Origin of the sequence: Acidovorax sp. A1169, from assembly GCF_030704685.1 — a bacterium.
Lineage (GTDB): Bacteria > Pseudomonadota > Gammaproteobacteria > Burkholderiales > Burkholderiaceae_C > Acidovorax.
The window spans coordinates 283152-306026 of record NZ_JAUZDX010000004.1 but is presented as its reverse complement, the minus strand read 5'-3'; the positions used below and the strand labels follow the sequence as shown (position 1 = coordinate 306026).

At 67.1% G+C, this 22875-nt stretch carries 22 protein-coding genes and 1 tRNA gene; 11 read left to right on the top strand and 12 right to left on the bottom strand.

Translation table 11 applies throughout. The features are described from left to right. Positions 1-5 precede the first annotated feature (5 nt). Genes QYL93_RS09855 through QYL93_RS09845 form a run of 3 tightly spaced genes read left to right on the top strand, consistent with a single transcriptional unit; the run spans position 6 to position 2441 of the window. A complete protein-coding gene (locus QYL93_RS09855) occupies positions 6-755 on the top strand; it encodes an enoyl-CoA hydratase/isomerase family protein (RefSeq protein ID WP_305743482.1) in 750 nt (249 codons plus the stop codon). A gap of 28 nt (positions 756-783) precedes the next feature. Then, positions 784-1746 carry a tripartite tricarboxylate transporter substrate binding protein gene (locus QYL93_RS09850; RefSeq protein ID WP_305743481.1) on the top strand — a complete coding sequence of 321 codons (963 nt, stop codon included), beginning with the start codon at positions 784-786 and terminating at the stop codon, positions 1744-1746. Between the two features lie 2 nt (positions 1747-1748). Continuing rightward, complete coding sequence (locus QYL93_RS09845) at positions 1749-2441, top strand: glutathione S-transferase C-terminal domain-containing protein (RefSeq protein ID WP_305743480.1); 693 nt, start codon at positions 1749-1751, stop codon at positions 2439-2441. A gap of 10 nt (positions 2442-2451) precedes the next feature. Here the strand turns inward: QYL93_RS09845 and QYL93_RS09840 are convergent, their stop codons facing one another. Then, positions 2452-2664, bottom strand: a complete 213-nt coding sequence (locus QYL93_RS09840; protein WP_305743479.1) for a hypothetical protein — start codon at positions 2662-2664, stop codon at positions 2452-2454. Between the two features lie 199 nt (positions 2665-2863). On the opposite strand from QYL93_RS09840, the gene QYL93_RS09835 reads away from it, so the two are divergent. The 7 genes from QYL93_RS09835 (at position 2864) to QYL93_RS09805 (ending at position 9882) form a co-directional block, all read left to right on the top strand. Further along, entirely contained in the window at positions 2864-4894 is a 2031-nt protein-coding gene (locus QYL93_RS09835) for a Cache 3/Cache 2 fusion domain-containing protein (protein ID WP_305743478.1), read from the top strand. A 126-nt stretch (positions 4895-5020) separates the two neighbouring features. Further along, on the top strand, positions 5021-5602 hold the full coding sequence (locus QYL93_RS09830; protein ID WP_305743477.1) for a DJ-1/PfpI family protein: 582 nt from the start codon (positions 5021-5023) through the stop codon (positions 5600-5602). A gap of 63 nt (positions 5603-5665) precedes the next feature. After that, the gene (locus tag QYL93_RS09825; protein ID WP_305743476.1) at positions 5666-6031 is read left to right on the top strand and encodes a ribbon-helix-helix domain-containing protein; all 366 of its coding nucleotides are present in this window, start codon (positions 5666-5668) and stop codon (positions 6029-6031) included. Positions 6032-6064: 33 nt separating this feature from the next. Next, a tRNA-Gly gene (locus QYL93_RS09820) sits at positions 6065-6138 on the top strand. 289 nt (positions 6139-6427) lie between these two features. Continuing rightward, on the top strand, positions 6428-7321 hold the full coding sequence (locus QYL93_RS09815) for a sulfurtransferase (protein ID WP_305743534.1): 894 nt from the start codon (positions 6428-6430) through the stop codon (positions 7319-7321). Positions 7322-7398: 77 nt separating this feature from the next. Further along, complete coding sequence (locus tag QYL93_RS09810) at positions 7399-8622, top strand: YeeE/YedE family protein (RefSeq protein WP_305743475.1); 1224 nt, start codon at positions 7399-7401, stop codon at positions 8620-8622. Positions 8623-8727: 105 nt separating this feature from the next. Continuing rightward, positions 8728-9882, top strand: a complete 1155-nt coding sequence (locus QYL93_RS09805) for an ROK family protein (protein ID WP_305743474.1) — start codon at positions 8728-8730, stop codon at positions 9880-9882. Positions 9883-9885: 3 nt separating this feature from the next. On the opposite strand, the gene QYL93_RS09800 is transcribed toward QYL93_RS09805, so the two are convergent. The 8 genes from QYL93_RS09800 to gabT all read right to left on the bottom strand — a co-directional run bounded on the left by QYL93_RS09800 (position 9886) and on the right by gabT (position 18160). Further along, a complete protein-coding gene (locus tag QYL93_RS09800; RefSeq protein WP_305743473.1) occupies positions 9886-10239 on the bottom strand; it encodes a hypothetical protein in 354 nt (117 codons plus the stop codon). Positions 10240-10376: 137 nt separating this feature from the next. Then, positions 10377-10733, bottom strand: coding sequence for a hypothetical protein (locus QYL93_RS09795; RefSeq protein WP_305743472.1), 357 nt, complete (start codon positions 10731-10733; stop codon positions 10377-10379). A 150-nt stretch (positions 10734-10883) separates the two neighbouring features. Next, a complete protein-coding gene (locus QYL93_RS09790) occupies positions 10884-12362 on the bottom strand; it encodes an NAD-dependent succinate-semialdehyde dehydrogenase (RefSeq protein WP_305743471.1) in 1479 nt (492 codons plus the stop codon). 119 nt (positions 12363-12481) lie between these two features. Continuing rightward, positions 12482-13300 carry an ABC transporter permease gene (locus QYL93_RS09785; protein WP_305743470.1) on the bottom strand — a complete coding sequence of 273 codons (819 nt, stop codon included), beginning with the start codon at positions 13298-13300 and terminating at the stop codon, positions 12482-12484. Between the two features lie 51 nt (positions 13301-13351). After that, positions 13352-14617, bottom strand: a complete 1266-nt coding sequence (locus QYL93_RS09780; protein ID WP_305743469.1) for an ABC transporter permease — start codon at positions 14615-14617, stop codon at positions 13352-13354. Positions 14618-14641: 24 nt separating this feature from the next. Beyond that, entirely contained in the window at positions 14642-15673 is a 1032-nt protein-coding gene (locus QYL93_RS09775) for an ABC transporter substrate-binding protein (RefSeq protein ID WP_305743468.1), read from the bottom strand. 60 nt (positions 15674-15733) lie between these two features. Then, positions 15734-16831, bottom strand: a complete 1098-nt coding sequence (locus QYL93_RS09770) for an ABC transporter ATP-binding protein (protein WP_305743467.1) — start codon at positions 16829-16831, stop codon at positions 15734-15736. A 36-nt stretch (positions 16832-16867) separates the two neighbouring features. Then, positions 16868-18160 (bottom strand): 4-aminobutyrate--2-oxoglutarate transaminase, encoded by a 1293-nt coding sequence (gabT, locus tag QYL93_RS09765; RefSeq protein ID WP_305743466.1) that lies wholly within the window; start codon positions 18158-18160, stop codon positions 16868-16870. A gap of 193 nt (positions 18161-18353) precedes the next feature. Between gabT and QYL93_RS09760 the strand changes: the two genes are divergently transcribed. Then, positions 18354-19772 (top strand): PLP-dependent aminotransferase family protein, encoded by a 1419-nt coding sequence (locus QYL93_RS09760; RefSeq protein WP_305743465.1) that lies wholly within the window; start codon positions 18354-18356, stop codon positions 19770-19772. Between the two features lie 11 nt (positions 19773-19783). Here QYL93_RS09760 and QYL93_RS09755 read toward each other — a convergent pair whose 3' ends face one another. From QYL93_RS09755 to QYL93_RS09745, 3 genes are all read right to left on the bottom strand, one after another. Next, positions 19784-20464 carry a GntR family transcriptional regulator gene (locus tag QYL93_RS09755; RefSeq protein WP_057203777.1) on the bottom strand — a complete coding sequence of 227 codons (681 nt, stop codon included), beginning with the start codon at positions 20462-20464 and terminating at the stop codon, positions 19784-19786. Between the two features lie 68 nt (positions 20465-20532). Beyond that, positions 20533-21531 carry a TRAP transporter substrate-binding protein gene (locus QYL93_RS09750; protein ID WP_305743464.1) on the bottom strand — a complete coding sequence of 333 codons (999 nt, stop codon included), beginning with the start codon at positions 21529-21531 and terminating at the stop codon, positions 20533-20535. Positions 21532-21593: 62 nt separating this feature from the next. Beyond that, entirely contained in the window at positions 21594-22862 is a 1269-nt protein-coding gene (locus QYL93_RS09745; RefSeq protein ID WP_305743463.1) for a TRAP transporter large permease, read from the bottom strand. Positions 22863-22875 lie beyond the last annotated feature (13 nt).

Sequence of the window (22875 nt, the reverse complement as noted above, 5' to 3'; positions counted from 1 at the left end):
TTCCGATGAACGCACTTCCCGAACTCACCACCGACGGCGCGGTCGCCACCATTACCCTGCGCCGGCCCGAGCAGGCCAACCGCCTCACGGCCGATGACCTGGAACACCTGGCCGCGCTGATCGAACAAGTCAACCAGCGCCCCGACATCCTGGTGCTGCAGTTGCGCAGCACCGGCAAGTATTTTTGCAGCGGCTACGACATCGGCAGTATCGGCGCCCCGCGCAAGATCGACTTTGCCGGCATGGTCGATGGGCTGGAGATGGCGCGGCCCGTGACCATCGCCGTGCTGCACGGTGGCGTCTACGGCGGGGCCACCGACCTAGCGCTGGCCTGCGACTTTCGCGTGGGCGCCGAGGGCATCGACATGTTCATGCCCGCCGCGCGCCTGGGCCTGCACTACTACCGCTCGGGCATGGAGCGCTACGTGAGCCGGCTGGGGCTGGACCATGCCAAGCTGCTGTTCCTCACGGCACGCAAGATCGGTGCGGCGCAGATGCTGCGCATCGGCTACCTCACGCAGCTGGTGGAGGCGGCGCAGCTGGAGGAAGAGGTGGCTGGCCTGGCGCGCGACTGCGCCAGCATGGCGCCGCTGGCCCTGGTGGGAATGAAGCGCCACCTCAACCGCATGGCCCGGGGCACGCTGGACGTGGACGAACTTAACGCCGACATCCTGCGCGCCTACCAGTCGGCGGACCTGCGTGAGGGCCAGGCAGCCTGGGCGCAAAAGCGCCCACCCCAATTCACGGGCCAGTGATGAGCCGCCGGCACAGGAAACCACCGCCATGAAACTGCACTGCATCGCAGGGGCCCTGCTGCTGCTCGGACTGGTGGCCCCCGCACAGGCCAGCGACTACCCTGCCAAGCCCATCCGCCTCATCGTGGGCTACTCGCCATCGGGCGCAGGCGACGGCATCGCACGCATCGTCGCCGAGGCCATGGGCAAGGAACTGGGGCAGGGCATCGTCGTGGACAACAAGCCCGGGGCGGGCAGCACGCTGGCCTCCACGCTGCTCTCGCGGGCCCCTGCGGACGGCTACACCATAGGCCTGGCCACGGGCACGCTGTACGGCATCGACCAACATCTGTACAACGTGCGCTACACCCCGGCAGACTTCACGCCCATCAACCGCCTCACCGTTTCGCCGCTGGTGCTGGCAGTCAGCCCCAAGAGCGGCATCACCCAGCTCAAGGACCTGGTGGCCACGGCCAAGGCGCGGCCGGGCCAACTCAACTACTCGTCGTCCGGCATCGGCGGTTCGCCGCACCTGGCGGCGCTGACCTTCGAGAGGGCCATCGAGGCCACCATGGTGCACATCCCCTTCAAGGGCGGCGCTCCGGCGCTGCAGGCCGTGGCCACGGGCGAGGTGGACCTGTCGTTCGGCACGGCAGCCTCGGTGCTGCCCCTGGGCCGCCAGGGCGTGGTGAAGATGCTGGGCGTGACCACGCAGCAGCCATCGGCCGTGGCACCCGGCGTGCCCACGCTCGACTCGCAGGGGCTACCCGGTTTTGAGTTCTCGTTCTGGTTCGGGCTGTTCGGCCCGGCGAAGCTGTCCCCTGATGTGTATGCCCGGCTGGTCGCTGCATCCAACAAGGTGCTGGCCGATCCGCAGGTGCGGGAGAAGCTGCTGGCCACCGGCAACGAGGCCGCGCCGTTTGCCACGCCGGCCGCATTCAATGCCTGGGCGGCCGATGCCGGCAAGGCGCAGCTCGAGCGCGTGAAGAACGCCAATGTGAAGGTGGAATAACAATGATCGACGTCTATTCCTGGGCCACGCCCAATGGCCACAAGGTCCACATCCTGCTGGAGGAGTGCGGCCTGGCGTACCGCGCCCACCCCGTGAACATCGGCGCAGGCGAACAGTTCCGCCCCGAGTTTTTGGCCATCAGCCCCAACAACAAGATCCCCTCGATCCTCGACCCCGAAGGGCCGGACGGCCAGGCCATCACGCTGTTCGAGTCAGGGGCCATCCTGCTGTACCTCGCAGGCAAGACCGGGCGCTTTTTGCCACCCGATGACCGGGGCCGCTACGAGGTGCTGCAGTGGCTCATGTTCCAGATGGGCGGCGTGGGCCCCATGCTCGGGCAGAACCACCATTTCAGGCTGTATGCGCCCGAGAAGATCCCCTACGCCATCGATCGCTACACCAACGAGGCCCGGCGCATCTATGGCGTGATCGAGCGGCGGCTGGCCGACAGCCCCTGGCTGGGCGGCGAGGACTACTCCATTGCCGACATGGCCGTCTGGCCCTGGCTGCGCAACTGGGAAAAGCAGGGCATCACCCTGTCGGACCACCCGCACCTCGAACTCTGGTTTGCTGCCGTGGGCAGCCGCCCCGCGGTGCAGCGCGGCATCGCCGTGCTGGCCGACCTGCGCAAGCCCGCACACGATGCGCAATCGCGCGAGGTGCTGTTCGGGGCGCAGCAGTACGCCAGGCGCTGACCGGTCGCGCTCAGGTAAAAATCACCGACAGCCGCGACAGCGGCGCGTCGAAGTCCGCGCTCCAGCGCTGGCGGGCCTGCGCAGGGCAGGCGCGCAGTTCCTTCAGAAAGTAGTGCAGGGCGCTCAAGGGGCCGGCCAGCACGTTGGCGCCTTTGCCCTGCTTCATCACCCCCCCGTCGCGCAGCAGCATTGCAAGGTCAGGCAGGCTGAATGCGGGCTGCATAGCGCTTGCTGCAGTGTGTGCATGCTGCGCAATGCTGTTTGCACGCTTGCGGAGCTGGCCTTTATGCGTCACAAAGACGCAAGATGCAGACAGATGGCCCCAGGCCATGCCGGGCCAATGCCAGCGGATGGTCGTCGACGATTACATTTGGATAGATAAAAACACCTATTGACATTCGATTTTTTGAGGGATTCGTGCCATGACATCTTTTGCCTCCCGATCCATAGCTTTCAAGCTGTCCTTCGTGGCACTGGCCAGCCTGCTGGTCGTCTTGCTGACCACCATGGCACTGGTGAGCAGCATGGTGTGGAGCAGCTTCGGCGCAGCATCGCGTGGCGATGCGCGGCAATATGCGTCCCAGGTCAGTACCCTGGTGAAGACCATGGACGAGTCGGCGCAGCAACTGGCACGGCGCGACTTCGGGCTGCTCAAGGCCAATTTTCCGGGGGCCTTCAGCCTGGCCGAGCAGCCGGGTGCGGACGGCAAGCCCGAAGCCGTGCTGAGCTTTCAGGGTGTGCCGGTCAATGGTGACTTTGAGGTGGTGGACCGTTTTTCCGCAGATGCCAAGGGGGCGGTTGCCACCATCTTTGCCCGCACGGGTGACGATTTCATCCGTGTCACGACCTCGCTCAAGAAGCAGGACGGTGAGCGCGCCTTCAAGACCCTGCTCGACCGCAAGCACCCCGCCTATGCCCTCATGGCCGAAGGCAAGCCCTACATAGGCCGGGCCAACCTGTTCGGCCGGGACTACATGACCGTGTACGAACCGATTCGGGAGGGCAACCGCACCATCGGCATCATGTTCATCGGCTCTGACATCGCGCCCATTCTGGACGGGCTGGGCAAGCTGATGGCAGGGCAGAAGCTGTTCGACACGGGTGCCGTCTACGCGGTCGACGTCTCTTCAGGGCCGGCGCGTGGCCGCATCGCGGGCCTGGGGGGCTCTGGCCCGGCACTGGTCGTTGACGAAAAGGTCGATGAGGGCAAAGCCTGGCTGGCGGCGCTCACCAGCTCGGAGCAGGCCAGCGATTTCGAGGCCACCTGGTCACCGCGCCCCTCCGGCGAAGCCGCTGCACGCCGCTTTGTCGCTGTGGAGCGCTACAAGCCCTGGAACTGGGCCATCGTGGCCGAAGCGCCGGTGTCCGAGCTCATGGGCGAGGCACGCAGCGCACTCACCTGGCTGTGGCTGGGCGTGCTGGTGGCGCTGGTGCTGCTGGCCGTGGTGCTGGTGCTGGCCACGCGGCGCCTGGTGGGTGCGCCGGTGCAGCAACTGAGCACCGCGCTGGGCTACCTCGCGCAGGGCGACCTGACGCAGGGTGTCAGCATCCGGTCCCGCGACGAGATAGGCACGCTGGCGCAGGCCATGGAAGGTTTCCGCGTGCGCTTGCTGGAGAGCCTGGGCACGGTGCGCGCCAGCGCCGAGAGCGTGTCGGCAGCCAGCTCCCAGATCGCCCATGGCAACCAGGACCTGTCGGCCCGTACCGAAAGCCAGGCCAGCTCGCTGGAGCAGACCTCGGCCAGCATGGAAGAGCTGGGCGGCACCATCCGCCACAACGCGGACGGTGCCGCCCAGGCCAACCAGTTGGCCGTGCGTGCCAGCCAGGTCGCGACCGATGGCGGCAAGGTGGTGGCCCAGGTGGTCAGTACCATGCATGGCATCAACACCAGCAGCCAGAAGATCGCCGACATCATCGGCGTGATCGATGGCATCGCCTTCCAGACCAACATCCTGGCCCTCAACGCCGCCGTGGAAGCGGCGCGTGCCGGCGAGCAGGGCCGCGGCTTTGCCGTGGTGGCCGCCGAAGTGCGCAACCTGGCACAGCGCACCGCCGCTGAGGCCAAGGCCATCAAGGAACTGATCGTCGCCAGCAGTACCATGGTGCAGCAGGGTTCGGTGCTGGCCGACCAGGCCGGCTCCACCATGCAGGAGGTGGTCCAGTCCATCGGGCGCGTGGCCAGCATGGTCGCGGAGATCAGCGCCGCCAGCAGCGAGCAGACCGCCGGCGTGGGCCAGGTGGGCGAAGCCGTCACCCAGCTCGACCAGGCCACGCAGCAGAACGCCGCCCTGGTGGAGGAAATGGCGGCCGCCGCCAGCAGCCTGCGCAGCCAGGCCGAGCAGATGGTCGGGGCCGTGGCGCAGTTCAACCTGGGGAGCAGTGGCACGCATGCGGGCACGCCAGCACCGGCATTGCGTGCCAAGCGCCAGGCGCGCCTGGTTGCAACACGTTAGCGGGCGGCCACCGGCTGCAGTGGCAGCAGCCATGTCGCATGCCGGGTATGTAGTAGCCGGCTAACACCCACCGCCGGCGCCGCAGTCCAACAATGAACTCCCCATACCCCTGAGGAGACAAAAGACATGGCTGCGAAGAAGATACTCATGCTGTGCGGCGACTACTGCGAGGACTACGAGACCATGGTGCCGTTCCAGGCCCTGCTGGCCGTGGGCCACACCGTGCATGCCGTGTGCCCCGACAAGAAGGCCGGCGACCACATCAAGACGGCGATCCACGACTTCGAAGGCGCGCAGACCTACAGCGAGAAGCCGGGCCACAACTTCACACTGAACGCCACGTTTGAAGGCCTGGACGTGGCCAGCTACGACGCGCTGGTGATCCCCGGCGGGCGCGGCCCCGAGTACCTGCGCACCTACCCGGCGGTGGTCGCTGCCGTGAAGCACTTCTTCGACACCAACAAGCCCGTGGCAGCGGTGTGCCACGGCGCCCAGTTGCTGGCCGGCGCGGGGGTGCTCAAGGGGCGCACCTGCTCCGCCTACCCGGCCTGCCGGGCCGAGGTCGAGATTGCAGGCGGCACCTATGCCGAGATCGCCATCGACGCCGCCGTGACCGAGGGCAACCTGGTGTCCGCCCCGGCCTGGCCGGCGCATCCGGCCTGGATCGCGCAGTTCCTGGCGCTGCTGGGCACGCGCATCAGCCTGTAGGCACCGTTTGACGCCGCAGGGGCGGTCTTCCATGATGGAGGCCGTTCTGAAAGGCGAATTCTCATGTGCCAGGTATTCATCAGCGCCGACCCCGCCCTGTACGAAAGCCGCGCCCGCTCCGTGCGCTTGCACGGGGTGGCCACCAGCATCAAGCTGGAAAACCTGTTCTGGCAGGTGCTGCAAGAGATCGCCCAGCGCGACGGCATGGGCGTGCCCCAGCTGTGTGCCCGGCTGTACGACGAACTGGTCGCGGAGCGCGGCGAGGTGGACAACTTTGCCTCGTTCCTGCGCGTCAGCTGCGGCCGCTACCTGGCCTTGCAGCTGTCGGGCGGCATACCGCAGGACGCCTCCATCTCCATCCGCAGCCTGAATGCCCGGCAGGTGCTTGCCACCGAAGGGCGCAGCCGCGTGTTGGCCAGGGCCGCCTGACGGGCCCGGCAACCCCCTATAATCCGGCGCACTGCGGGTGTAGCTCAATGGCAGAGCTGTTGCTTCCCAAGCAACTGACGAGGGTTCGATTCCCTTCACCCGCTCCATCCCCCTGCGCCATCGCGCAACGCTTCTTCATCTTCTCTCCCCCGTCTTTTGTGCCTGCTGATGCCCTGGGCTGGGGCAACCGCGCCGTTTTTCGCATAACGATCCACGTTTTGCTTTGTTCCCCGGATGGCGCGGCGCCTCTAAATTCTGTCCATCGGTTGCCGCAACGGTTGCAGCACCGGCCACCCGACGACAAGGATGACCCGCATGAGCCAGCAGCACACGACGACGATCCACCCCGCCAAGCCCCTGGGCCGGCTCCTGTGCGCATGGGTGCTGGGGGCAGGCATGGCACTGGGCGCATCGCTGGCCTTAGCTGCCACGCCCATCCCGGCAGGTCCTCTGGTCAGCACCGAGTGGCTGGCGCAGAACCTCGACAACACCCAGGTGCGCATCGTCGAGGTCAGCGTGAACCCGGGCCTGTACGAGCGCAGCCATGTGCCCGGTGCCGTGAACTTCTCCTGGCACCAGGACCTGAACGACAAGGTGCGCCGCGACATCGTCAGCAAGGAAGCCTTCGAAGCGCTGCTGTCCAAGGCCGGCGTGGCGCCCGACACCACGGTGGTGCTCTACGGTGACACCAACAACTGGTTTGCCGCCTGGGGCGGCTGGGTGTTCGACATCTACGGCGTGAAGAACGTCAAGCTGCTCGACGGTGGCCGCAAGAAGTGGGAGGCCGAGAACCAGCCGCTCAACAACCGCGTGCCAGAGTTCGCAGCTACCAGCTACAAGGTCACTCAGGTCAACACGCAGCTTCGCGCCCGCCTCACCGACACCCTGGCCGCCGCCGAGGGCAAGAGCAACGCCAAGCTGGTGGACATCCGCTCGGCCGACGAATACTCCGGCAAGATCTTTGCGCCGGCCGGCGTGCCCGAGCTGAGCATCCGCGCCGGCCATATCCCTGGTGCCGCCAACGTGCCCTGGGGCCAGGCGGTCAAGGAAGACGGCACCTTCAAATCGGCAGAGGACCTGAAGAAGCTCTATGCCAACGTGGGCATCGACGGCAGCAAGCCCGTCATCACCTACTGCCGCATCGGCGAGCGTTCCAGCCACACCTGGTTCGCGCTGTCCAAGATATTGGGCTACAGCGTGAAGAACTACGACGGTTCGTGGACCGAATACGGCAACGCCGTGGGCGTGCCCATCAACAACCCGGCCGGCACGGTCTGGGCCGCCAAATAAGGCGTACCGAGTTTTTTGGTAGGGGGTCTCTTTACAGCCCGCTTCGGCGGGCTTTTTTTCGCTCCGGCGCGCCAGACATGACGACGACAACGACAAGCAAACAGCCGTTCCAATTCCTTTCGCCCCTCGCCGCCGTGGCCCTGCTGGCCGCGCTGGCCCTGTCCACCCGCTGGATCGAGGGCCTGGCCGGCGGGCGCACGCTGGTCTTTGCCCTGGTGACCGGCGCCGTGCTGGGCCTGGTGCTGCAGCGCTCGCGCTTTTGCTTTTACTGCCATGCGCGCGACTGGTTCGAGGACGGCAACCCGCGCGGGCTGCTGGCCATTGTGCTGGCGCTGGCCGTGGGTCTGGTGGGCACCACCGCGGTGCTGGGCGGCTGGTTGCCGGTGCCGCAGCCGGGCAAGCTGCCGCCCGACATCCACATCGGCCCGGTGAGCTGGGTGCTGGTGGCCGCCGGCCTGTCGTTCGGTGCCGGCATGGTGGTCTCGGGCTCGTGCATCAGCGCGCACTGGTATCGGCTGGCGGAGGGCTCGGCGGTATCGCCCTTTGCGCTGCTGGGATCGGCCCTGGGCTTCATCCTCGGGTTCAAGACCTGGAACGGCCTGTACAGCCTGAGCGTGGCCGATGCACCCGTGGTCTGGCTGCCCGCGCACCTGGGCTACGGCGGAGCGCTGCTTGCGCAACTGGCGGTGCTGGCCGCAGTGGCGGCTTGGCTGTGGCGCGGCTTTGCGCGCGAGCCGGTGGGCGAGGGCGTGCGCGGGGTGGGCGTCCCTGGCCTGCGCGCCGTGTGGCTGCGGCTGTGGGCCGGGCGCTGGAGCTACTGGGTGGGGGGCCTGGCCGTGGGGCTGATCGGCGCGCTGGCCATCGTGCGCATGCGGCCATTGGGCGTGACGGCCACCCTGGGCAGTGCGGCGCGCCAATGGGCGCAAGGCCAGGGTTTGGTACCGGACCGGCTCGACGGGCTCGATGGCTTTGCCGGCTGCGCCACGCTGCCCCAGTCCACCTGGCTCACACCCAATGCGCTGCTGCTCGCGGGGCTGGTGGCCGGCGCCTTCATCGCCGCGCTGGCCAGCTGCCAGTTCGCGCCGCGCTGGCCCACCTGGCGCGATGCCGTGCGCGGACTTTCGGGCGGCGTGCTGCTGGGCTGGGGCGCGATGACGGGGCTGGGCTGCACCATCGGCACGCTGCTGTCGGGCGGCATGGCTGGGGCGCTTTCGGGCTGGGTGTTCGCCGCATCTCTGTTCTTCGCCGTATGGGCCGGGCTGCGCGGCAAGACCTTGTTCAGCAAGACCTCAAAGACCTGATCGGCGTGGGGCCATCTCAAGGCGTTGGCTGACGCCGCTGAGTCACTGTATGGGGCACGATGCCCATTCAGCCCCGTGTGCGGGCCCCATTGCATGAGGGAATGAATGGCTTCCAAGGACAAAGACAAGGACACGAAGGCCAACAAAGCCACGCCCGACAAGCCCAGTGCGGCGCAGGAGGAAAAGGAGGCCAAGGCCCGGCGCGAGTTGGGCATCCTCGGCCCGCATGGTGACATGCGCCTGGCCTCGGTCGTCATCGAGGGCTACAGCCTGGAGCTGCGCGACGGCGACGGCTTCGTGGGCGACGTGGCCAGCCGCACGGCGTTTCGCCACATGCTCGACGCCTGGCGCAAGCTCTTCACGGACATGGATGGCAAGGACCCGATGGGGCGCAAGTCCACGCGCGAGCTGAGCAAGCACCAGCTCGACGCCATGCTGGAGAAGGATGGCATTGCCGCCCAGGCCATCGTGGCCGCGTCGGAAGACTATGCACTGCAGCTGGCCCATGTGGTGCAGCGTTTTCTGAAACACAAGACCTGGAAGGGTGTGGAGCGCATCATCGTCGGCGGGGGCTTCCACCAGAGCGAGGTGGGTGGCCGCTCCATTGCGCGCGCCGGCAAGATCCTCAAGGCCGAGAAGGTGCCCGTGGAGTTGCGCACCCTGCACCACCACGCAGACGAAGGCGGGCTGATCGGCTGGGTGCACCTGGCGCCGCCGGCCCTTCTGCAAAGTTACGACGCCATCCTGGCGGTGGACATCGGCGGCACCAACGTGCGCTGCGGCATCGTGCAGACCCACCTGCACCGCGCGCCCGACATGTCGCAGGCCGAAGTGGTGCGCCGCGAGAAGTGGGCCCATGCCGACGACGAGCCCAAGCGCGACGAGCTGGTGGAAGGCATCGCCACCATCCTCGAAGACCTGATCGCCTATGCCGAGAAGAAAGAGATCCGCCTGGCCCCCTACATCGGCGTGGCATGCCCCGGGCTGATCGTGGAAGACGGCTCGCTGGCCGGCGGCACGCAGAACCTGCCGGGCAACTGGGAGAGCACGCGCTTTCACCTGCCGCGCGACCTGTGCGAGCGGCTGCCGCACATCGGCGATGGCCGCACCCAGGTCTGCCTGCACAACGATGCAGTGGTGCAGGGCTTGTCGGAGATGCCCTTCACCAACGATGTGGAGCGCTGGGCCATCCTCACCGTGGGCACGGGGCTGGGCAATGCCAGCTTCACCAACCGGCGCGATGCGCCGGGCGACAAATGAGGGTCAGAAGCAGTTCATGCCCGACGTACGGGGAATCAGCTTGCAGTTGAACGCCATGCTGCGCGCCACGCCCGTGCCGTAGTTGCGCTGGAACTCGGCCAACTGGTTCTCGCGGTAGCGCGGGTGGAAGGGCCAGCCCGTGGGCTTGTCCAGGCTGTCGGCCCATACCATCACGGTGCAGACGCTTTCGCCGCCACAGGCCTTCAGGGCGGCGTCCTCGATGTACCGTGTGTCGCGCGCCTTGTCGGTGGGCACCATGACGTACTGCATGCTGCCATTCTTCTCGAAGACGGTGGTCTGCGCGTGGGTGACGGTTGCCGTGGCTACGGTCAGCAGCGCCAGGATCAAGGCTTTCATGGTGATGTCCCTCTGGTGTGCGCAGTCGGCAGGCAACTCGGCGGCTGCCTATGGCGGGAGGCACGCAACCCACCGTGGGTTGCGCTTTTGCCGACCGGACGGGGGGATTCTGCGCCAGTTTCCCCCCGGTTGCCGTGCTACTGCTGGTAGCAGCGGCTGGCTCCGGGCACCAGCTTGCAATTGAACCGCATGCCATCCGCCCCGCCATAGTTGCGCAGGTATTCGGCCAGCCTGTTCTCGTCATAGCGTGTATGGAAGGGGTTGCCCGTGGGCTTGTCCAGGCTGTCGGCCCAGATCATCACGCGGCAGCTGCCCTTGTTCTGGTCCTGGCAGAACCTGTATGCCGCGTTCTCCATGTACTGGGTGTCCCGGGCCTTGTCGGTAGGCACCATGGCGTAGTGCATGGTGCCGTGCGATTCAAAGACGGTGAGGGCGGAGTTTTGCGCGTGCGCGGCGCTGGCCACGGTAAGCAGCGCAAGGATCAGTGCTTTCAAAATGGTTTCCCTCGGTGAACATGCGGCCGGTGGGCTGCCCTGGAATGGGCGCCTCTTGGTGGTGGAGTCGCCGGCCGCACGGCGGGCATTCTGCCCCAACCCGGGCCGTTGCCGGGCGAGGTTCTTCAACGCCTTCTGGCGCTGCGCCGCCTACTTCTGGATGTCGCCCAGGCAGAGGTACTTGATCTCCACATAGTCGTCGATGCCGTGGTGCGATCCCTCGCGCCCCAGGCCCGATTGCTTGACGCCGCCGAAGGGCACATGCTCGGTGGCCAGGATGCCCACGTTGATGCCCACCATGCCGTACTCCAGCGCCTCGGCCACGCGGAAGATGCGGCCCACGTCGCGGGTGTAGAAGTAGCTGGCCAGGCCGAATTCGGTGGCGTTGGCGGCGTCCACCGCTTCCTGCTCGGTCTTGAACTTGAAGACCGGGGCGAAGGGGCCGAAGGTCTCCTCGCGCGCACACAGCATGTCGGGCGTGGCGTTGGCAATCACCGTAGGCTCGAAGAACTGGCCGGCCAGGCGCTTGCCGCCGGCCACCACGGTGCCGCCCTTGGCCACGGCGTCGTCCACATGGCGCTGCACCTTCTCCAAGGCGGCCTCTTCGATCAGCGGGCCCTGGTTCACACCGTCCTCGAAACCATTGCCCACCTTGGCCGTCTTCACCTTGGCGGCGAACTTGGCCACGAACGCGTCGTACACACCCTCCTGTACGTAGAAGCGGTTGGTGCACACGCAGGTCTGGCCAGCGTTGCGGTACTTGCTGGCAAAGGCGCCTTCCACGGCGCTGTCGATGTCGGCGTCGTCGAACACCAGGAAGGGCGCGTTGCCACCCAGCTCCAGCGACATCTTCTTCACGGTGGGCGCCGACTGCGCCATCAGGATGCGGCCCACCTCGGTGCTGCCCGTGAAGCTGATGTGGCGCACCACGTCGCTGGCGCACAGCACCTTGCCGATGGCAATGGAGTTGTCGCTGTCGGCCGGCAGGATGTTGAACACACCCGCCGGGATGCCTGCGCGGATGGCCAGCTCGGCGGCGGCCAGTGCGGTCAGCGGCGTCAGCTCGGCCGGCTTGATGACCACCGGGCAGCCGGCGGCCAGTGCGGGCGCCACCTTGCGCGTGATCATGGCCAGCGGGAAGTTCCACGGCGTGATGGCCGCGCACACGCCGATGGGCTGCTTCAGGACCATCAGCCGGCGGCTGTTGTCGAACTGGGGCAGGGTCTCGCCGTTGATGCGCTTGGCCTCTTCGGCGAACCACTCCACGAAGCTCGCGCCATAGGCCACCTCGCCCTTGGCCTCGGGCAGGGGCTTGCCCTGCTCGGCCGTCATGATGCGGCCCAGGTCATCCTGGTTGGCCATGAGCAGGTCATACCACTTGCGCAGGATGATGCTGCGCTCCTTGGCGGTCTTGGCCTTCCAGGCGGGCCAGGCGGCGTTGGCGGCGGCAATGGCCGCCTCGGCGTCCGCAGGGCCCAGGTTGGCCACGCTGGCGAGCGTGAGGCCCGTGGCCGGGTCGTTCACATCGAAGCGGCTCGCGCCCGCCACCCACTGGCCGTTGATGAGGCCGTCGGTCTTGAGCAGGCTCGGGTCCTTGAGCAGGGAAAGGGGCGAAGTCTTCATGTCCATGGTGATGTCTCTGTGGGATGGTCAGGTGTGGTGAGCGCACTGCCGCAGGGCAAGCATAGCGGCAGGGTGAAAGGTATGGGTGTCTCGGGTGTATCAGTGGTTCGCGCGTGTGTTCGTGCTCAGGCCCTGCGCCCGCGCAGCCATTCCAGCACCAGCAGCAGGCTGGTGGTGAACAGGATGAGCAGCGTGGCCACGGCGGCAATGGTGGGCGAGATGTTTTCGCGGATGCCGTTGAACATCTGGCGCGGCAGGGTGGCCTGGTCGGCCCCTGCCAGGAAGAGCGTGACCACCACCTCGTCGAACGAGGTGGCGAAGGCGAACAGCGCCCCCGAGACCACACCGGGTGCGATCACCGGCAGCGTGATGCGAAAGAAGGTCCTGAACGGGGTCTCGCCCAGGCTCAGCGATGCGCGCACCAGGTTGTGATTGAAGCCCGCGAGGGTGGCCAGCACCGTGGTCAGCACGAAGGGCGCGCCCAGCGCAGCGTGCACGATGATAAGACCCGCATAGCTGTCGGCCAGGCCTAGCGGCGCGAAATACAGGTAGGTGGCCACGCCGACCACGACGATGGGGACCACCATGGGTGCGATGAGCACGCCCATGAGCAGCCCCTTGAAGCGAAAGTCCGCCCGCGACAGGCCCAGTGCTGCCAGTGTGCCCAGTGCGGTGGCGATCAGCGTGGCCGCCGGAGCCACGATGAAGCTGTTGCGCGTGGCGCGGGCCCATTCGGCCGACTCGAACAGGTTGCGGTACCACTTGAGGGACCAGCCAGTGATCGGGTAGGCCAGGAAGGAGCTTTCCGAGAACGACAGCGGCACCATCACCAGGATGGGTGCCAGAAGAAAGGCCAGGACCGCCACGCACAGGGCGCGCAGCAGCCACCAGAGCGCCTTGTCGGCCAGGGTGGCATAGCGGGGGAATACGGGCAGTCGGAACATGGGAGGGGCCTTGGGTCAGCGGGGCGTTGGCGTGGGTGGGGAGGGCGCAGGTCAGCCCAGGCTCAGTTCGGCCTTGCCGATGCGGCGGTACACGCCATACAGCACCAGCGTGGCCGTGAGCAGCACGGCACCCAGGGCGCAAGCCATGCCCCAGTTCACCTCGACGTTGGTGTAGCGGGCGATGTAGTAGCTGAGCATCTGGTCGTCGGCACCGCCGAGCAGCGCGGGGGTGACGTAGTAGCCGATCGAGAGAATGAACACCAGCAGCGCACCCGCGCCGATGCCCGGGTAGGTCTGCGGCACGTACACGCGCAGGAAGGCGGCCAGGGGCGGGCTGCCCAGCGAGACGGCAGCGCGCACGTAGGTCGCTGGCACGTTCTTCATCACGCTGTACAGCGGCAGGATCATGAAGGGCAGCAGGATGTGCACCATGGCAATCACCACGCCCGTGCGGTTGAACAGCAGGGCCAGCGGTTCGCTCACGAGGCCCAGCCCCATCAGACCGCGGTTGACCAGGCCCTCGGACTGCAGCAGCACGATCCAGGCGGCCACGCGCACCAGGATGGAGGTCCAGAACGGCACCAGCACCAGAATCATCAGCACGTTGGCTGAACGCGCCGGCAGGGAGGCCAGCCACCAGGCCAGCGGGTAGCCGATCAGCAGGCAGATGAGGGTGACCACCAGGCTGATGTGGAAGGTGCGCAGCAGGATGCTGCCGAACGCGCGCTGCTCTGCGGGCATGCGTTCCACCTCGCCCTGCGCATCGCGCTGCAGGTCGATCGAGGCCAGCAGGTAGTCCGGCGTCCAGCGCGCGCCGTTGCGGGCAATGGCGTGCCACAGCGGTGCCTCGCTCCAGCGGGCATCCTTGCCGATCAGCCGCTCGCGGATCGACTCGAGGCTGCCCTCCATGGGGACGAAGCGGTACGCGCCCATGATGAGCGAGCGCGCGCCGGGCACATCGGAGTTGAGCCGGCGCGCCAGCGCCCCGGCGTCCGCGCTGTCCGGCAACTGCGCCAGGTCCTTCATCAGCGCAGCGTACGCGGCGGGGCCGGGCGCCTCCTTGCGGTCCCAGCCATCCAGCGCGGCGATGGTGGCCGGCAGTGCGTTGGCGACCTCGGGGTTCTCGATGGCGCGCTGGAGCAAGGCCGCAATGGGCACCAGCAGGGTGAACAGCAGGAACACCAGCAGGGGCAGTGTGAGCGCGAACGCCCGCCACTTGCGCCGCGCCTCGGCGCGCGACAGCGCCTTGCGCAGTGCTCCGGGGGCGCTGGCGTCCAGTGCCTGTGCGTGGGGGGCGGTGGCAACAATGGCTTGCATGGTGTCCTGTGCTCCGGCTGCGGCTTACTGCGTGGCCCAGGCGGCAAAGCGTTTTTCCAGCGCCTCGCCCTGGTCGGCCCAGAAGCCCACGCTGAACTGCAGCGCTTCCTTGGCGTTGGCGGTGGAGGTGGGCAGGTCGTCCAGCACCTTCTTGTCCAGCTTGGCCAGCGCCTTGGTGTTGGCGGGGCCGTAGGCAATGTTCTGCGCATAGGTCGCCTGGTTGGCCGTCTGCATCGTGAAGGCGATGAACTTCACGGCAGCGTCCTTGTTCGGCGTGCCCTTGGGGATGGCCCAATAGTCCAGGTCGTAAATGCCGCCGGGCCAGTAGATCTTGAGGTTGCGGCCTTCGCGGTTCGCCGCGTCGATGCGGCCGTTGAACACCGTGGTCAGCACCACGTCACCCGCCACCAGGAACTGCGGCGCCTGGGCGCCGGCTTCCCACCACTGGATGCTGGGCTTGAGCTCGGTCAGCTTCTTGAAAGCCCGGTCAGCACCTTCCTTGGTGGCCAGCACCTTGTACACGTCGGTGGGTTTTACGCCATCGGCCAGCAGCGCGAACTCCAGGTTGTAGCGCGCGCCTTTGCGCATGCCGCGCTTGCCGGCGATCTTCCTGGTGTCGAAGAAGTCGGCCCAGCTGGTGGGCGGGGTCTTGAGTTTGTCGCCGTTGTACGCCATGACGGTGGACCACACAAAGATGCCCACGGCGCAGTCGGTCACCGCTGCGGGAAGCAGGTCGGCCTTGTCCACGATCTTGCTGTAGTCGAGTTTTTCGAACAGGCCTTCATCGCAACCGCGCGCTGCGTCCGGCGATTCGAGCTCCACTACGTCCCAGGTCACCTTCTTGGTCTCGACCATGGCCTTGATCTTGGCCTGCTCGCCGTTGTACTCCACGGCCACGATCTTGTTGCCGGCCTTCTCGTAGGGCTCGTAGAACGCCTTCTTCTGGGCATTGGCATTGGCGCCGCCGAAGTTCACGACGGTGATCTGCTGTTGTGCCAGGCTGGGCAGGGCCACGCAGGCAGCAAGGGTTGCGCAGGCGATCAGACTTCTTTTCATGGTGCAGTTTCCTTGGAAGGGACGTTGGGAAAGGGAGGTCGAAAACAGGGGGCCTGCGCGTCAGACCGCATAGATGCGGGTGGACTCCGGCGGGAACTCCAGCAGCACGTTCTGCCCCGGTTGGGGGCAGGCCGATGCGTCGGAATGGGTGAGGGCCAGCTTGATGGTGGCCTGCTCCTGGCCGTGGCCCAGGTCGCACATGAGGCGAAGGTGGTCGCCGTAGTAAATGGTGCGCGCCACCGTGGCCGGAACGGCCGAGCCCCGGGGATAAGCGGAGTAGGGGTGCAGCACGATGCGCTCGGGCCGCACGCAGGCCTGCACGCGGGCGCCCAGGGCGGCACCGTTGACGTTCACGCCCGGCAGCAGGTAGCCGCCGGGCAACTGGATGGCCGTGCCGTCGCCAGCGCCCTGCAAGGTGCCGCTGAGGACGGTGTTGTCGCCCACGAAGCCCGCCACGAAGCGGTTGGCGGGGCTTTCGTACAGGTCTTGCACGCCGGCCAGTTGCTGGATGATGCCTTCGTTGAACACCGCCACCCGGTCGCTCATGGTCAGGGCCTCGCCCTGGTCGTGGGTCACGTACACGAAGGTCACGCCCAACTGGCGGTGCAGCTCCTTGAGCTCGATCTGCATGTGCTCGCGCAGCTGCTTGTCCAGCGCGCCCAGGGGCTCGTCCATCAGCACCAGCTGCGGGTTGAAGACCAGGGCCCGCGCCAGCGCCACGCGCTGCTGCTGCCCACCCGACAGGCGTGCGGGCAGGCGCTCGCCCATGCCGGCCAGGCGCACCATGTCCAGCGCCTTGCGCACCCGCTCCTGCTGCTCGGCACGGGGCACCTTGCGCACGGTGAGCGGGTAGGCCACGTTCTGCTCCACCGTGAGGTGCGGGAACAGGGCATAGTTCTGAAACACCATGCCGAAGTTGCGCTTGTGCGGCGGCGTGCCGGTGATCTGACGGCCTTCGAGCAGGATGTCGCCCGCCGTGGGCGACTCGAATCCGGCCAGCATCATCAGCGTGGTGGTCTTGCCCGAGCCCGAGGGGCCCAGCAGGCTCAGGAACTCTCCGCGCTGGATGTCCAGGTCCAGCGAACGCACGACCAGCTGTTCGCCGTCGTAGCTCTTTTGCACGCCGCTGAAGCGGACCAGGGGTTCGTCGGGGTTCATGGTGTCTTCAGGGTGGGAAAGGGGTTGCGGGCCGGCTCAGGCAACGGCCGCGAAGCTGTCGGCCAGGATGGCCAGGCCTTCCTCCAGCAGTTCGTTGGAGGCCGTGAGCGGCACCAGGATGCGGACCACGTTGCCATGCGTACCGCAGGACAGCAGGATCAGCCCCCGGCGCGCAGCCTCGGCCACCACCTTCTTCGTGAGGGCCGCATCGGGCCGGGCGAGGTCGCCGCCCTCGAACAACTCGATGGCCACCATGGCCCCCAGGCCGCGCACGTCGCCGATGGCGGGCACTTTGGTAGCCATATCCTTGAGCGCTCGCACCAGCAGGGCGCCCATGTCCTGGCTGCGCGCCAGCAGGTTTTCCTTCTCGAACGCCTCGATCACGGCCAGTGCCGCCGCGCAGGCCACGGGGCTGCCGGCATAGGTGCCGCCCAGGCCGCCCGGCGCGGGGGCATCCATCACCTCGGCGCGGCCCACCACGCCCGCCAGCGGGAAGCCGCCCGCCAGCGACTTGGCGGTGGTGATGAGGTCGGGGGCCACGGGCCACTGCTCGCTGGCGAACCAGGTGCCGGTGCGGCCGGCACCGGTCTGCACCTCGTCGGCGATCAGCAGGATGCCGTAGCGGTCGGCCAGCGCCTTGAGGCCGCTGATGAACTCGCCGGGGGCCACGTAGAAGCCCCCTTCACCCTGCACGGGCTCGATGATGAAGGCCGCCACGCGCTCGGGCTCGATGTCGTTCTTGAAGATCAGCTCTACCGAGTGCAGGGCATCCTGAACGCTTGCGCCGTGCAGCGCATTGGGGAACAGGGCGTGGTAGACCTCGCCGGGGAAGGGGCCGAAGCCGATCTTGTAGGGTGCCACCTTGCCCGTCAGGCCCAGCGTCATGTTCGTGCGGCCGTGGTAGCCGCCGGTGAAGGCGATCACGCCGGGGCGGCCGGTGTGGGCGCGGGCTATCTTGACAGCGTTTTCCACGGCTTCGGCACCGGTGGTCAGCAGCAGGCTCTTCTTGGCGAAGGCGCCAGGGGCCAGGGTGTTCAGGCGCTCGGCCACTTCCACATAGGGCTCATAGGCCACCACCTGGAAGCAGGTGTGGGTGTACAGGTCGAGCTGGGCCTTGACGGCGGCGATCACGCCGGCATGCAGGTGGCCGGTGTTCAGCACGGCGATGCCGCCGGCAAAGTCGATGTAGCGGCGGCCTTCCACGTCCCACAGTTCAGCGTTCAGGGCCTTCTGGACGAAGATCTCGTGGGCCTGGCCCACACCGCGGGCAACGGCGGCGTGGCGGCGGGTGACGAGGGCGGCGTTGGTGAAGTGGCGGTCTTGTTGCATGGCGTCGGGTGGGTTCTATGAACAACCGGAGATGAAGGAATGGAACGGATTCTGGAAGCCGCGCCACGGCCCGTCCATGTACAGCGGTACGCCGTTGGCCGCGCACTGTGCAGGTCTAGAATCCTGTACAGGCATTCCCTGATCTGGTGTGTGCCAACACGGTGCACAATTCGCTCCCTTTTTTGCTTTCCTGATGCTCACTCTCAGCCCGGACCTCCAGACACCTCTGGTCAGCCAGATCGTCGACGGTCTGCGAGGCCTCATCGTCGGGCAGGTTCTCAAACCCGGCAGCAAGCTCCCCTCGATCCGCGCGTTCGCGGTCGCCCACGGCGTCAGCGTGTTCACCGTGGTGGAGGCCTATGACCGCCTGGTCGCCCAGGGCTGGCTGGTCTCGCGCGCGCATGCGGGCTTCTTCGTCAAGCGCCGCGGTGACGAGGGCTCCGCGCTCGCAGGTGGGGCACGGGAGCGGCCGCTGCCCCGTTTTGATGCACGCTGGTACCTCAAACAAATTTTCGAAAACCGCAACCTGCCGATGAAGCCGGGGTGCGGCTGGCTGCCCCACGACTGGTTGTTTGGCGACGCGGTGCGCCGCAGCATGCGCCAGCTGTCATCGGACGGTCCCGAACTCGATGGCTATGGCCTGCCGCATGGCCACATGGCGCTGCGCATGGTGGTGGCCGAATCGCTGGCCGAGCAGCACCTGGCGGTGGACCCCGACCAGGTGCTGCTGACCCAGGGCTCCAGCCAGGCGCTGGACCTGGTGGCGCGGCTTCTGCTCAAGCCCGGGGACGTGGTGCTGGTGGACGACCCCGGCTACCCCAACCTGCTGTTCATGCTGCGCTTTGCCGGGGCCCATCTGGTCGGCGTGCCGCGCACGGCCACCGGCTACGACTTGCCCGCGCTGGAGGCGCTGCTGGCGCAGCACAAGCCCAAGGCTTTCTTCACGCAGCCGCGCCTGCAGAGCCCCACTTGCTCCATGGCCTCGGTGGCGCACCTGCACCGGCTGCTGCAACTGGCCGAGCAGCACGGCTTCGCCCTGGTGGAAAACGACATCTACGTCGACATGGACAGCAGCGTGCGCCCCTCGCTGGCGAGCCTGGACCAGTTGAGCCGCGTGATCTACGTGGGCAGTTTTTCCAAGACCATCTCGCCCAACCTGCGCACGGGCTACGTCGCGGCAAGGCGTGACGTGCTGGACGAGCTGCTGCAGCTCAAGATGGTCTCGGGCCTCACCTCGTCGGACATCACCGAGCGCATCACCTTCGGTGTGGTGACGGACGGCCGCTGGCGCAAGCACCTCAAGTCCTTGCGCGAACGCCTGGCCGAGGCGCACCGCAGCGTGGGCCGCAGGCTGCAGGTCCTGGGCTTCGAGCTGTTCCATGAGCCCGAGGCCGGGATGTACCTGTGGGCACGCCATCCCGACTTGCCCGACAGTGCCGAGCTGTCCAAGGAAGCCACCGGTGAGGGCATCATGCTCGGGCCGGGCCAGCTGTTCCTGGTGGATCCGCGGCCCACGGGGTGGCTGCGCTTCAACGTGGCCTTCAGCCAGGACGAGCGCCTGTGGCGTTTTCTGGAGCAACGCATCCAGCTGGGGCAGCAGGCAGCGCAGTAGGGCCTGTGCCATCACCGGTCGATGATGCGCCGCGCGAACTGTTCCAGGTAGTCCATGAGCTGGTTGGCGCCGGCCACGGCGTGTGCCTCGTCGCCGCTGGCGATGCCTTGCGCCAGGTGCATGTGGGCGCGCGCGCCCTCGGTCACATCGCCCTCGTGCTGGTAGGCGTACCAGAAGCGGCGGCACTGCACGATGAGCGGCGCCACGGATTTGACGGCCGACTGGTTCTGGCAAGCCAGGTGCACGATCTGGTCGAGCCCATGGTCGGCCAGCATGTAGCCATCGAGCTCGCCGCGCTCGGCAGCGCGCACCATCTCTTCGGCGCAGCGCACGATGGCCTGGCGCTGCGGCGCGGTGGCGCGGCGCGCCGCGCAGGACGCGATCAGCCGCTCCAGCACGCGGCGCGTCTGGATCACGTCCAGGTGGTCCGCCAGGTCGATGTTGGAGACCTGCAGGCCCCGGCGAGGCTGCTGCACGATGAGCCCGATGGACACCATGCGCAGCAGGGCCTCACGCACCGGCGTGCGGCCCAGACCGGTGCTCTCTGCGATCTCGGCCTCCACCACCGGGCTGCCGGGCTGCAACTGCAGGGTGGAGATCATGGCCTCGATGGCGTCATAGGCCACGTCCGCCGCGCGCCGCTTGGGGCCGGTGTCTTTGCGGGGGGCGGGGCTGCTGCTGCTCGTTGTCATCGGGGGAAAGGTGCTTGGTAGGTCATGGCCCCCGGGCTGGGGACCATGGGGTCTGCACCCATCTTAAATCAGAGGCTGGCACCGGCCTTGCGCAGCTCGGCGATCTGCGGCGCCTTGGGCAGCCACAGCTTGTCGAACTCCTGGATGGTGGCCTCGGGGTTGAACGACGACGCGGTCTTGAACGCGATGGAGGTGCCCTTGAACTTCTCGATCAGACCCGCCTCAGTGCTCACGATGTCGTTGATCTGCGCGTCCAGCGACTGGGCGGTCAGCTTGCGGATCAGGTCCTTGTCCTTGGCATCGAGCCCCTGCCAGATGCGGCCCGACACCAGTGGAGCGAAGGGCATGAACAGCGCGTTCATCTGCAGCAGGGTCTTTGCGACCTTGTCGAAGCGCTGGTTCCACGAGAACTCGATGTCTGCCTCCAGCCCGTCCACCTGGCCGTTGCTCATGGCGTCGAACACCTGGGGTGTCGGGATGGGCGTGGGCGCGGCGCCCAGCATCTGGTAGAAGTCGCGGTACACCGGGGTGGGGTTGATGCGCAGCTTCATGCCCTTGAGGTCGGTGGGCACGGAGATGTCCTTGGTGGAGAACACCGCGCGCATGCCGGTGATGCCCCAGCCCAGGCCGATGGTGCCGGTCTCGCGCGGCAGCACTTCCAGCAGTTTGGTGGCCGCCGGATGCTTGACCAGCTTGGCCACGGCGGGCGTGGAGCGCACGAGGTAGGGCGCATTGATGGCGGCGATGCTGGACACGCGCGAGCCCAGTTCGGCCGCCTGGATCCAGCCCATGTCGAGGGCGCCCGACTGCAGCTGCTGCATCATGGCTGCCTCGTTGCCGAGCTGGCCCGAGTGGAAGACGGTCAGGCTCAGGCGGCCATCGGTCTCCTTCTTGAGCGCCTCGCCGAACTGCAGCGCGGCGCGGTTCCACGAGTGGCCTGCGGGGGTGATCAGGCCCAGGCGGAATTCCTTGGCGCCTGCACCCTGTGCGAACACGAGCGGGGCGGCAAGGGTGGCGGCAGCGGCCACGGCGTGGCGCTGTACGAACTGGCGGCGGGTGGTGGTCATGGTGGACTCTCCTGGGTCGGGGAAGGGGACGGACGGGAACGGGACGGAAAAGGGGAGCGGCGCTATTCGAGCAGCGCCAGCGACAGGCTCGGGAACAGCGACAGCAGCACCAGCGCCACGCAGCTGATGATGAAGAAAGGCAGCGTGACGACGAACATCTTTCCGGGCTTGGCCCCGGTGACCGCCGAGGCGACGAAGAAGCTCAGGCCCACGGGCGGCGTCATCAGGCCCAGCACCAGGTTGACCACCACCACCACACCGAAGTGGCGCGGATCGATGTGGTAGACCTCGGTGGCAATCGGCAGCAGGATGGGCACGGTCATGATCAGCCCGGGTATGCCGTCGATCACCGTGCCGATGACCAGCAGGATCACATTGGCCAGCAGCAGGAAAGTGACGGGGTCGTGCGCCACGGTCTGTATCCACGCCGCCACCATCTGCGGCACCTTGCCGTAGATCAGCAGCCACGAGAACACGGCGGCGGCGGCCACCAGGAACAGCACCACGGCCGAGTAGATTGCCGAGCGCAGCAGGATGGCGGGCATGGCCTTGAGCTGGAACTCCTTGGTGACGTAGCGGCCCACAAGCGCCGAGGCGAGCGCACCCACGGCCGCAGCTTCGGTGGGGTTGGCCAGGCCACTGAGGATGGAGCCGACGATCACCAGGGGGATCAGCAGCGTGGGGCTGGCATGCACGATGGTGCGTGCGCGCTGGGCCAGCGTGCGCTTTTCACTGCGCGGGTAGTCGTAGACGAAGAAGCCCATGAGGGCGATCACGACGAAGAACAGCAGCGTGAGCAGCACGCCGGGGATGATCCCGGCGATCAGCATGTCGCCCACGGCCACCTGGGCGAGCACGCTGAACACCACGAACATGACCGAGGGCGGGATGATGGGGCCGAGCATGCCGCCGTACACCGTGAGGCCGGCGGCAAAGGTCTTGTCGTAGCCCTGCTTTTCCATCTCGGGCACCATCACCTGCGACATGATCGCCACCTGCGCGGTGGCCGAGCCGATGATGGACGACACCAGCATGTTCGCCAGGATGTTGACGTAGGCCAGACCGCCCTTGACCGAGCCGATGAAGGCCATGGACAGGTCCACCAGCCGGCGCGTGATGCCGCCGCTGTTCATGATCTCCCCGATCAGGATGAACAGCGGGATGGCGATGAGGCCATAGCTGTCCACCCCCGCGAACATCTGCATGGGGAACGACTGGAACAGCACCGTGCCCCCGGTGGCGAAGATGTAGACGATGCCCGACAGGCACAGGCACACGCCGATGGGCACACCCACCAGCAGCGCAACGAGGAAGAAGAGGGAGGTGATCATGGAGGGGCCTTCG